This is a genomic window from Paractinoplanes deccanensis (genome assembly GCF_016862115.1).
GTDB classification, from domain to species: domain Bacteria; phylum Actinomycetota; class Actinomycetes; order Mycobacteriales; family Micromonosporaceae; genus Actinoplanes; species Actinoplanes deccanensis.
The window spans coordinates 42,392-52,310 of the sequence record NZ_BOMI01000024.1 but is presented as its reverse complement, the minus strand read 5'-3'; the positions used below and the strand labels follow the sequence as shown (position 1 = coordinate 52,310).

11 protein-coding genes and 1 pseudogene are annotated in these 9,919 nt (G+C 72.0%); 6 read left to right on the top strand and 6 right to left on the bottom strand.

Annotated elements, in window-relative coordinates:
- Positions 1-192: 192 nt before the first annotated feature.
- Positions 193-1,689, bottom strand: coding sequence for an amidohydrolase family protein (locus tag Ade02nite_RS08150; RefSeq protein WP_203760923.1), 1,497 nt, complete (start codon positions 1,687-1,689; stop codon positions 193-195).
- A gap of 246 nt (positions 1,690-1,935) precedes the next feature.
- On the opposite strand from Ade02nite_RS08150, the gene Ade02nite_RS08145 reads away from it, so the two are divergent.
- From Ade02nite_RS08145 to Ade02nite_RS08135, 3 genes are all read left to right on the top strand, one after another.
- Positions 1,936-2,358 carry an SRPBCC family protein gene (locus Ade02nite_RS08145; RefSeq protein WP_203760922.1) on the top strand — a complete coding sequence of 141 codons (423 nt, stop codon included), beginning with the start codon at positions 1,936-1,938 and terminating at the stop codon, positions 2,356-2,358.
- Positions 2,355-2,834, top strand: coding sequence for an NUDIX hydrolase (locus Ade02nite_RS08140; RefSeq protein WP_203760921.1), 480 nt, complete (start codon positions 2,355-2,357; stop codon positions 2,832-2,834). The genes Ade02nite_RS08145 and Ade02nite_RS08140 overlap by 4 nt, the downstream gene beginning before the upstream one ends.
- A 130-nt stretch (positions 2,835-2,964) precedes the next feature.
- A complete protein-coding gene (locus Ade02nite_RS08135; RefSeq protein ID WP_239168622.1) occupies positions 2,965-4,704 on the top strand; it encodes a multicopper oxidase family protein in 1,740 nt (579 codons plus the stop codon).
- Positions 4,705-4,750: 46 nt separating this feature from the next.
- Here the strand turns inward: Ade02nite_RS08135 and Ade02nite_RS08130 are convergent, their stop codons facing one another.
- Positions 4,751-5,332, bottom strand: coding sequence for a biotin transporter BioY (locus Ade02nite_RS08130; protein WP_203760920.1), 582 nt, complete (start codon positions 5,330-5,332; stop codon positions 4,751-4,753).
- Between the two features lie 15 nt (positions 5,333-5,347).
- Between Ade02nite_RS08130 and Ade02nite_RS08125 the strand changes: the two genes are divergently transcribed.
- Positions 5,348-5,788: a DUF6314 family protein gene (locus Ade02nite_RS08125; RefSeq protein ID WP_203760919.1), complete on the top strand. Its 441-nt coding sequence runs from the start codon at positions 5,348-5,350 to the stop codon at positions 5,786-5,788.
- Here the strand turns inward: Ade02nite_RS08125 and Ade02nite_RS08120 are convergent.
- The 3 genes and pseudogenes from Ade02nite_RS08120 to Ade02nite_RS08110 form a co-directional block, all read right to left on the bottom strand.
- A complete protein-coding gene (locus tag Ade02nite_RS08120) occupies positions 5,764-6,513 on the bottom strand; it encodes a hypothetical protein (RefSeq protein WP_203760918.1) in 750 nt (249 codons plus the stop codon). The genes Ade02nite_RS08125 and Ade02nite_RS08120 overlap by 25 nt on opposite strands.
- 18 nt (positions 6,514-6,531) lie before the next feature.
- Positions 6,532-7,295 (bottom strand): annotated as a pseudogene (locus Ade02nite_RS08115) (NAD(P)-dependent alcohol dehydrogenase); the annotation flags it as partial.
- Positions 7,296-7,298: 3 nt separating this feature from the next.
- Positions 7,299-8,321, bottom strand: coding sequence for a zinc-dependent alcohol dehydrogenase family protein (locus Ade02nite_RS08110; RefSeq protein ID WP_203760917.1), 1,023 nt, complete (start codon positions 8,319-8,321; stop codon positions 7,299-7,301).
- A gap of 100 nt (positions 8,322-8,421) precedes the next feature.
- On the opposite strand from Ade02nite_RS08110, the gene Ade02nite_RS08105 reads away from it, so the two are divergent.
- The gene (locus Ade02nite_RS08105; protein ID WP_307871208.1) at positions 8,422-8,868 is read left to right on the top strand and encodes a helix-turn-helix domain-containing protein; all 447 of its coding nucleotides are present in this window, start codon (positions 8,422-8,424) and stop codon (positions 8,866-8,868) included.
- Entirely contained in the window at positions 8,829-8,984 is a 156-nt protein-coding gene (locus Ade02nite_RS50590; RefSeq protein ID WP_344299271.1) for an MmyB family transcriptional regulator, read from the top strand. Before Ade02nite_RS08105 ends, Ade02nite_RS50590 begins: the two co-directional genes overlap by 40 nt.
- Positions 8,985-9,053: 69 nt before the next feature.
- Here the strand turns inward: Ade02nite_RS50590 and Ade02nite_RS08100 are convergent, their stop codons facing one another.
- Positions 9,054-9,863 carry an RNA polymerase sigma factor SigF gene (locus Ade02nite_RS08100; RefSeq protein WP_203760916.1) on the bottom strand — a complete coding sequence of 270 codons (810 nt, stop codon included), beginning with the start codon at positions 9,861-9,863 and terminating at the stop codon, positions 9,054-9,056.
- Positions 9,864-9,919: the final 56 nt, after the last annotated feature.

The window sequence follows — 9,919 nt, the reverse complement described above, 5'->3', positions numbered from 1 at the left end:
CTCCCGGCCAACCCGCGCTCCCGGCCAACCCGCGCTCCCGGCCAACCCGCGCTCCCGGCCAACCCACGGTCCCGGCCAACCCACGGTCCCGGCCAACCCGCGGTCCCGGCCAACCCGCGGTCCGGCCAACCGACGGTCCCGGCCGACCGGTGGTCCCGGGCGGTGTGTGGCGTTGGCGGGCCGCTGCGCTGATCAGCAGGGGCAGGGGCGGAGGGGGACGGCGGCTGCCTTCGGCTGCTGGGCGGCGGCTCTGATGTCGGCGAGCATCTGGGCTCGCTCGGTGGGGCCGATGAGGCGGCCGCGGACGACGACGCTGTGGATGCGGGTGGTGTTGCGGATGTCGTGCAGCGGGTCGGCGTCGAGCAGCACCAGGTCGGCGACCGCCCCGGCGGCGATCACCCCGAGGTCGCGGCGGCCGAGGTAGCGGGCCGGGTGGAGGGTGGCGGCGGCCAGGGCCTGCATCGGGCGCAGGCCGGCCCGGACGAGCAGGCGCAGCTCGTCGTGGAGGCTGAAGCCGGGCATGAGGTAGGTGGTGCCGAGGTCGGTGCCGATCATCAGCGGCACGCCGGCTTCGGCCAGCGCGGCCGTGAGGTGAAGGCGCCTGGCGAAGAGCTCCTTCGACTGGGCGACGCTTGCCGGCGTACGGCCAGGAAGGTAATGGGTCTCGAGGGTGTAGTTCCAATAGTCGAGCATGGCGGCGCTGAAGTAGCGGTAGCGCCGGTCGCGCCGGTCGATCTGCTCGGGGAGGTCGTTGGTCTCGTGCAGCACCAGCGTCGGTGTGACGTAGGTGCCGTTGCGGGCGAGGCGGCGGAACACCTTCTCGGCCTTGCGCTCGTCGTAGCTGAGCGCCGCCGCGTATTCCAGCGGCCGCATCCGGTTGAACCACCCGTTGTAGTCGCCCGGGCCGATGGGCACCGCGGCGAGGGCGCGGCGCAGGCGCTCCTCGTCGGCGGACGTGTCGTAGAAGACGGTGAAGAGATGCTCGACCGTGCGGAGCCCGCGGTCGCTGGCCTCGGTGAGCGAGACGACGTCGGGCACGTGGCCGAGGAACGGCACCCCGAGCTTGCGGCACTCGTCGGCGACGGCGAGGAACGACTCGCGCGACAGCCGCGAATAGGTCTTGATGAAGGCCGCGCCGGCGGCATGCTCCTGCCGCACGGCGGCGCGCGCCTCACCCGGATCGGAGACGGTCACGTGGATCCCGCCGTCCGGGTCGAGCCCGTCCCACAGCGAGGGGTCGCCGTCGACGATGCGGCTGCCGATCACCCACCGCGGCCCGCGTCGCGCGCCCGCGGCGATCTGACGCTGCCACTCGCGGGCCTCCGCGCCGCCGGACATCTGCCGGGTGGTGGTGATGCCGTTCACCACATACAGCTCCGGGTCGGTGTCGTCGATGCCGGTGGCGTGGGTGTGCATGTCGGCGAGCCCGGGAACGAGATATCGGCCCGCGCCATCGACCACTGTGGCCCCCCGGGGCACCGGAACGCGCTGCGCGGCCGCCACGTCGAGGATGCGCTCACCCCGGACGAGCACCGTCTGCCCGCGCCGCACACCACCGACAGCGTCGATGACGGTCACGTTCGTGATCGCGGTCAGCCCGCTCGTGGTGGCCTCCGCCTGCCCGGTAGCCCCCAAGGCCGCCCCGGCGACCCCGAGCGCGGTGCCGGTGAGAATCGTCCGCCGCTGCATGATCGTCCCCTTCGGAGAGGTGCCGCTGGTGTCATGGACCAGCCTTCCGGCTCGGGCTGTGGGGGGCACTGGTGCTAGGCCCCCTAAGCGGGGTATACCTAGCCACACCTCGGACCATGTCGGATCCCGGACTCGCGGCTGCCCTGTCCTGCTTCGCGATGATCGCGATGGCGGCCCTGCGGAGGGCGGACCAAAGGATCACCAGCGATACACTTCCGCCGCCACACCAAGGGGGAGGTGCCAGCCATGGCCACGGTCTGCGCCGAGGCCGTCATCGACGCTCCGGCGGACCACGTGTGGGACGCCATCGCCGACGTCGGCGCGGTGCACCAGCGACTGCTGCCCGGCCGGGTGACAGCGGCCCGGCTCGACGGTGACACCCGCATCCTGACCATGCCGGACGGCACCGAGGTACGCGAGCTCATCCTCGCGATCGACCACACGATTCGCCGCATGGCGTACACGGTGACCGGAGGACAACGGCTGCCGCTGAGCTACCACCACGCGTCGTTCCAGGTCTTCGAGGAGGGCGATCGCAGCCGGCTCGTCTGGCTGACCGACGTGCTGCCCCACACGATGGCCGAGGTGGTGAAAGGCCGTGTGGAGCGGGGCATCCAGGAGATCAAGGAGGCGCTGGAGCGGGCCGCGTCCCAGGTCCGGCGGCGATGAGCAACGGCACCAAGTCCTATCTGGAGCGCATGCGAGCGCTCGTCGGCAACGAACCCCTGGTGGTCGCGGCCGCCGGCGTGCTCGTCCGGGACGGCGGGCGGCGTGTCCTGCTCCAGCGACGCTCCGACGACGGGACCTGGTGCCTCCCCGGCGGCGCCGTCGAACCGGGTGAGCGCCTCGAAGACGCGGCCCGCCGGGAGCTTCGCGAGGAGACCGGCCTGATCGCCGGCGAGCTGACCCTGCTCTCCGCACGCTCGGGCCCGGAATGCTTCCTGGTCTACCCCAACGGCGACCAATGCCAGGTCATCTCGCTGACCTACCGCGCCGAGTCGTGGTCGGGGCACCTCGGCAGTTCCGACCCCGAGACCGCCGGCCTCGGGTTTCACGACCCCCTCGACCTGCCGGAGATGAATCCCTACAACCGCGCCCTTTTCACCCATCTCGCCGCGGAGGGTCACCTGAGGCCGGAACAATGACGCCTTCTGGACAGTAAGTGGCGATGGTGGACAGGGCGTGCTGCCATCGGGTCATCGGACGACCTGCCGTTCCCGGCGCTTGAGCCCGGCTGCGGCATGGTCACCACGGGGGACCGAGAGGGGACACCGCATGACTTCGACGCTGCCTGTTTCGCGGGCCACTGATCTGGCACCGTTCGCCGATCCGCTTCGTATTCCGCCGGTGCGGCGGGCCCGGGCCGACGCGGCCGGGGATCTGATGACCGTGTCGGCGCGGCCCACCTGGGTGCGCCTGCACTCCGCCCTGCCGCAGACGCTCGTCTGGGCCTACGACGGGCACTTTCCCGGGCCCACCATCGAGGTCCGCCGCGGCCAGCGCGTGCGGGTCGCCTGGCGCAACGAGCTGAGCGGGGACTATCCGCTCGTTGCCGTGCAGGTGCCCAACGCCACGCCGTCGCCCAGCACCGTGCCGGGGCGGGACGGGGCCGAGCCGATCCAGGCCGTCACCGACCTGCCGCCGTGGACGGTGGTGCACCTGCACGGCGCTCGCACCGACGGCGGCAACGACGGCTGGCCCGAGAACGCCGTGTCGCCGGGCAACGCGCAGCTCGCCGAGTATCCGAACGACCAGGCCGCCGCCGCGCTCTGGTACCACGACCACGCCATGGCCGTCACCGCGCTCAACGTGATGACCGGGCTGACCGGGATGTATCTGATTCGCGATGCGGAGGAGGACGCGCTGCGCCTGCCGCACGGGGCGCACGAGGTGCCGCTGATCATCGCCGACCGCAATCTGGACACCGACGCGGACGGGCAGCTGACCGGGCAACTGCTGCACAAGGTGGTGCGGGTGGGCGCGGAGCCGCCCGTACATCTGCCCTTCACCGGCCCGTTCACGCTGGTCAACGGCGTCATCTGGCCTTACCTGGAGGTCGAGCCGCGCTGGTATCGCTTCCGGGTGCTCAACGCGTCCAACGCCCGCATCTTCCGGCTGGCGCTGGTGGACGAGGCCGGCGCGCCGGTCACCGGTGCGGCCTACCAGATCGGCACCGACACCGGGCTGTTGCCGGCGCCGATCCCGGCGGACCAGCTGACCTTGGCGCCGTCCGAGCGGGCCGACCTGCTGATCGACTTCAGCGCGCACCGGGGCACGGCGCTGCGGCTGGTGAACACGCAGGCGCCGGCGCCCGTACCGGATGTCATGCAGTTCCGGGTGGGCACGCATCCCGTGCGGGACCGTTTCGAGCTGCCGGCGCAGATCTCCCGGTCGTTCGTCCGGCTGACCCACGACAACCTGCCGGAGACGCACGGGCACCGGTGGATCGCCCTGACCGCGCCGGGCGCGCAGACCTCGCACCCGGAGATGTGGGAGCTTCACGAGATCACGGACGCCGCGGCGGCGACCCAGCCGACCGTCACGGTCACCGACGCCGCCGGGGTGACGCGGGTGTTCGAGCGGGCCTCGACCACCTTCAACGGCACGCTGAACTTCCACGTCGAGGCGGACAGCTGGGAGGTGTGGAACTTCCTCAACCTGGGCGGTCCGACGCACCCGATGCACATCCACCTGATCCGGTTCCAGGCGTTGCAGCGGCACTCGTACGCGGTGACGACCAGCGCCGACCCGGCGGGCATCACCCGGGTGACCGCGACCTTCACCGCCGCCGGCGCCCTGGGCCCGGACGAGCAGGGCTGGAAGGACGTGATCCGGGTCGGCGGCGGCCAGCTGGTCTCGGTGGCCGGCAGGTTCGAGGGCGGCACCGGCCGCTACGTCTACCACTGCCACCTGCTGGAGCACGAGGACGAGGGCATGATGCGCCCGTTCTCGGTGATGCCGGGCCCGGTGATGGTGCTCGACCCGGAGGCCGGCGGCGGCCACGACCACCGCTGACGTCCGCCTCAGGGGCCGCCGCTGCTCACGGCGGCCCCTGTCGGGCTCAGCGGCGGGCGAGCTTCCACGCCGCCGGGAGGAGGCCGGCGGCCAGGGCGGCCTTGACGGCGTCGCCGGCCAGGAACGGGGTGAGGCCCTGGCTGATCGTCTGGCTCAGGGTGAGGTCGGCGGCGACGGCAAGCCACGCCATGCCGAGGCCGTAGATGAGCACTTCGCCGGCGATCATGGCCGGGATCGAGCGCCACACCGAGCGGTCGGCGCCGCGCTCGGCGAGCCAGCCGCAGAGGGTGGCGGCGGCGAGGAAGCCGATGACGTAGCCGAACGACGCGGACGAGTAGCCGCTGGTGTGCCCGGCGAACCACGGGACGCCGAGGACGCCCGCGACCGCGTACAGGGCGACGGTGGCCGCCGCGCGGCGCATGCCGAACGCGGCGCCGACGAGCAGCACGCCCAGCGTCTGGCCGGTGACCGGGACCGGGGTGCCGGGGATGTGCACGGCCACCTGAGCGAGCGCGCCGATCAGGCCGGCGCCGCCGGCGACCAGCGCGATGTCCTTGGCGCGGGCGCCGGGAACCAGGTCGGCCAGGACGAGCGGGCGGGGCCGCGTCAGCGCGACGGATTGCGACATGGAAACCTCCGAGGGATGACGGTGCACCAAGATCATAGGGACGGCTCGGTGGCGGCCTTCCTGCGCGGCCGCTGGCGGGTGCGCCGGCGCATCGTGGATCACCGAGCGGGGGTCGAGGGCTCGTTCACCGGGACCGCCGAGTTCAGTGATGATTTGTCCTACTTCGAGCAGGGCGAGCTGCGGTACGGGGACCATGTCGGCCCGGCGACCCGGTCCCTGCGGTACGTGGACCGCGGCGACCACCTGCTGGAGGTGACCTTCGCCGACGGCCGCGATTTCTACCTGCTCGACCTGAGCGACGGCGGCTGGTCGGCCGAGCATCCGTGCCGCGCCGACACGTACGTGGTGGACGGGCGCATCACCGGGCCGGACAGCTACACCGAGCACTGGCACGCCACCGGCCCGGCCAAGGACTACGAGCTGATCACCACCTACGAGCGCGACAGCTCCGGGTGAATCATCCAGACGTTCGGCTCCCAGTAGGTGCCGAGGTCCTTGTCCACGTCGATGTGCACGGTGGCGAGCCCCTCGGGGAAGACGTAGTCGCCGCTCTCGGGAAAGGCCAGGCCGGTCCAGCTCGCCCACTCCCCCACCGAGCCGGTGATCAGCATCGACTCGGGCAGCGGCGTCGACACCCGGGCGCCGAGGCGCTCGTGGACCCGCATCCACGGGTCGAGCAGCAGCCCGTCGGATCGCCGCCATCGCACGTACCGCTCGATGGGGGTGAGGGGGTAGCGGTCCTTCCATGAGGGGCGCACCGGCGCCACGAGGCGGGCGAGCCCGTGGCGCTCGGCGATGACGCGCATGGCGCCGAGCAGCTCCGCGGCGAGTCCCCGGCGGCGGCCGCTGCGGGGCGTCTCGGCGGCGAGGGCGCACAGCGTGTTGACCGGCTCGCCCGCCCTGGTCCGCAGGAAGCTCTGCTCGATGGCCGCGTCGATGCCGTCCGGCAGCGTGGCGTCCACGCCGTCCCACCAGAGCGGGGCGGTGTGCCCCTCGGCCACCACCTCGCCGTCCTCGTCGACGAGCACGAACTGGTAGTCGGCCAGCTCCTCGTCGAGGTGGGGCCACCAGACGTTGAGCCGGTCGCCGTGCGTGTTGTACTCGGGCCACACCTCGGCAGAGGGAATGCCCTTCTCCCACAGATCGGGCCGCTCCGCCGCGGTGTGCATGGCGTACGTCATGCCCCAGTAGTACCGGCCTCAGCGAAGGCTGTCGACGTCAATAACGAAGCGGTAGCGGACGTCCGACTTGAGGACCCGCTCGTACGCCTCGTTGACGTCGTCGGCGCCGATCAGCTCGACCTCCGGGGCGATGCCGTGCTCGGCGCAGAAGTCGAGCATCTCCTGGGTCTCGGCGATGCTGCCGATGCTGGAGCCGGCGAACGAGCGGCGGTTGTTGAACAGGCTGAAGACCTGCACCGGCAGCGGCTCCGGCGGCGCGCCCACGCTGACCAGCGTGCCGCCGAGGCGCAGCAGGCCGAGGTGGGCGGCCATGTCGATCGGGGCGCTGACCGTGTTCACGATCAGGTCGAAGCTGTTGCGCAGCGCCTCGAAGGTCGCCGGGTCGCTGGTGGCGTGGTAGTGCGTGGCGCCGAAGGCGAGTCCGTCGTCCTTCTTGCCGAGCGTCTGCGACAGCACGGTGACCTCGGCGCCCATCGCGGCGCTTGCCGGGTCCGGCGTTCCAGTGGGCCAGCGGCGAATAGGTCGTGATGCCCGCAGAGCAGAGGAGCGGCTTTCTCGTACGGGATGGAGGACGGCACCCGCAGCACGAAGTCCTCGTCCACCACGATGTGCGTCGAGTAGCCGCCCTGCGTCACGGTGCCGTCGCGGTCGACGCTCGCGTAGGTGCCCGTGTTGCCGCCCAGGCAGTACTGCTCCTGCCCGGCCCGGCAGTTCTCGCACTCGCGGCACGAGTCGACCATGCAGCCGACGCCGGCCCGGTCGCCCGTGGCGAAGCGAGCAAGATGTTACGGGTGCAGCAGCGCCTTGATCGCCCTGCGCTCGTCCATCGCCCTGTACCCCTCGGCCGCCTGGTCAAGCGGCAGCTCCAGGTCGAAGACCTTGCCCGGCTCGACGGCCCCGGTGGCGATGCGATGCATCAGGTCGGGCAGATAGCGGCGTACGGGCGCCGGCCCGCCGTGCAGGTGCACCAGCGACCAGAACATCTCCATGCCGTCGAGGCGGACGTCGTGGCTGACCCCGACGAAGCCGACGTGCCCGCCGGGCCGCGCCGAGCGGATCGCCTGCCGCATGGCCTCCTGCGTGCCGACCGCCTCGACCACCGAGTGCGCGCCGAGCCCGTTCGTCAGCTCCTTGATCTTGGCGATGCCCTCGTCACCGCGCTCGGTGACGATGTCGGTCGCGCCGAACTCCAGCGCCAGCTTCTGCCGGTCGGCGTGCCGCGACATCGCGATGATCCGCTCGGCGCCCATCTGCCGCGCGGCCAGCACGGCGAGCAGCCCGACCGCGCCGTCACCGACCACCGCGACCGTCTTGCCCGGTCCGGCCTGCGCGGCGTCCGCGGCGAACCAGCCGGTGCCCAGCACGTCCGAGGCGGCCAGGTAGCTCGGGATCAGACCGGCGCCCGGCACCTCGGGCGTGGCCACGAGCGTGCCGTCCGCGAGCGGCACCCGCAGGTATTCGGCCTGCGACCCGAACATGCCCATCGGCACCCGGTGCACGCAGGCGCTCTGGTAGCCGGCCCGGCAGATCTCACAGGTGTTGTCCGAGGCCCAGAACGAGCCCACCACGAACTGCCCCGGCCGCACGGAGGTGACCTCGCCGCCGACCGCCTCGACGACGCCCACGTACTCATGACCCATCGGCGACGGCTCGGTGACCGGCTGAACGCCCCTGTACGGCCACAGGTCCGACCCGCACACGCAGGTCGCCGACAGCCTGATCACCGCATCCGTCGGCAGCTCGATCCTCGGGTCGGCACGCTCCTCGACTCGCACGTCGCCCGGCTTGTACAAGATTGTTCCTCGCATGCCTCCAGGCAACCAGGCCGTACGCCGGGGCGGGAGTTCCTGTCCAGAGGTGTACCGGCAGTACATCCCGGACGAGCCCGGAGCGCCCTACCGTCGAGGGGTGAACAACCGAGCGGAAGTGCACGAGTTCCTCACCACGCGCCGCGCGAAGATCACGCCGGAGCGGGCCGGGATCCCGGTGGCGGGGCAGCGGCGCGTGCCGGGGCTGCGGCGCAGTGAGGTGGCCGCGCTGGCCGGGATGAGCGTGGAGTACTACGCCAAGCTCGAACGCGGGTCGCTGGCCGGGGTGTCCGCCGGGGTGCTCGAGGCGATCGCGCGCGCGTTGCAGCTCGACGACGCCGAGCGCGCCCACCTGATGCACCTCGCGCAGGAGGCCAACGGCAGCGGCGCCCTGCTGCGCCCGAGCCGCCGGCCGAGGCAGGCCGCCGCGGTGCGCCCGAGCCTGCAGTGGTCGCTCGACGCCATCACCGCTCCGGCACCGGCGTCAAGCACTTCCACCATCACGTCGTGGGCGACCTCGACCTCGCGTACGAGACGATGGACCTGATCGCCGAGCCGGGCCTGCGCATGACCATCTACGCCGCCGAGCCGGACTCCCCCGCCGCGCACGCCCTCACGCTGCTCGCCTCCTGGGCCGCCACCACCTCGCTGCAACCACGCTGAGGCCACCTTCGGCTGACGGGCACACGAACGCCGGGAGGGCTTCCTCCCGGCGTCGCGGTGCGCGAAGGCTCAGAGCGTCTCGGTCGCGAGCTGCTTGCGCAGCTTGGTCAGCGCCTTGGTCAGCAGGCGCGAGACGTGCATCTGGGAGATGCCGATCTGCTCGGCGATCTGCGACTGGGTCAGGTTGCCGTAGAAGCGCAGCGTGAGGATCTTCTGCTCGCGCTCGTCGAGGGTCGCCAGGGCCGGTCCCAGCGCGACGCGGGTCTCGGCCAGCTCGAACTCGGCGTCCTCACCCCCGAGGGTGTCACCCAACTCGGTGGATCCGTCGGCGCTGATCGGGGTCGACAGCGACGTGGCGTTGTACGCCCGGGCGCCCTCCAGGCCCTCGAGGACGTCCTCCTCGCTGACGCCGAGGTGGACGGCGACGTCGGCGACCGTCGGCGCGCGGCCCAGCGAGTGGGTCAGCGTGCTGTTGGCCTCGGTGATCGCCAGGCGCAGCTCCTGGAGCCGGCGGGGCACGCGCACCGACCAGGTGCGGTCGCGGAAGTGGCGCTTGATCTCGCCGATGATGGTCGGGATCGCGTAGCCCGCGAAGTCGACGCCGCGGGAGGCGTCGAACCGGTCCACCGCCTTGATCAGGCCGACGGTGGCGGTCTGCACGAGGTCGTCGGTGGGCTCGCCGCGGCCGGAGTAGCGGTTGGCCAGGTGGCGGGCCAGCGGCAGCCACGCCTCGATCGCCCGATCGCGCAGGGACGCGCGGGACGGGTGGCCGGCCGGCAGCGCGGCCATCGCCGTGATCAGCTCGCTGGCGCCGTCGGTGCTGGTCTCCTCGACCGGAACGGCGTCGGTGGTGCGGGCCGAAGCGGTGATGACTGCCATATGCCGAACTCCTCTCCTGCGGGGGCCGACCTCGCTGCCGGCAACTCCGGCCCCCC

What these genes read in the sequence shown, in the direction of transcription:
- Ade02nite_RS08150 (WP_203760923.1), bottom strand. Translation starts at nt 1,689, where the DNA reads ATGCAGCGGCGGACGATTCTCACCGGCACCGCGCTCGGGGTCGCCGGG.
- Ade02nite_RS08145 (WP_203760922.1), top strand. Translation starts at nt 1,936, where the DNA reads ATGGCCACGGTCTGCGCCGAGGCCGTCATCGACGCTCCGGCGGACCAC.
- Ade02nite_RS08140 (WP_203760921.1), top strand. Translation starts at nt 2,355, where the DNA reads ATGAGCAACGGCACCAAGTCCTATCTGGAGCGCATGCGAGCGCTCGTC.
- Ade02nite_RS08135 (WP_239168622.1), top strand. Translation starts at nt 2,965, where the DNA reads ATGACTTCGACGCTGCCTGTTTCGCGGGCCACTGATCTGGCACCGTTC.
- Ade02nite_RS08130 (WP_203760920.1), bottom strand. Translation starts at nt 5,332, where the DNA reads ATGTCGCAATCCGTCGCGCTGACGCGGCCCCGCCCGCTCGTCCTGGCC.
- Ade02nite_RS08125 (WP_203760919.1), top strand. Translation starts at nt 5,348, where the DNA reads ATGACGGTGCACCAAGATCATAGGGACGGCTCGGTGGCGGCCTTCCTG.
- Ade02nite_RS08120 (WP_203760918.1), bottom strand. Translation starts at nt 6,513, where the DNA reads ATGACGTACGCCATGCACACCGCGGCGGAGCGGCCCGATCTGTGGGAG.
- Ade02nite_RS08110 (WP_203760917.1), bottom strand. Translation starts at nt 8,321, where the DNA reads ATGCGAGGAACAATCTTGTACAAGCCGGGCGACGTGCGAGTCGAGGAG.
- Ade02nite_RS08100 (WP_203760916.1), bottom strand. Translation starts at nt 9,863, where the DNA reads ATGGCAGTCATCACCGCTTCGGCCCGCACCACCGACGCCGTTCCGGTC.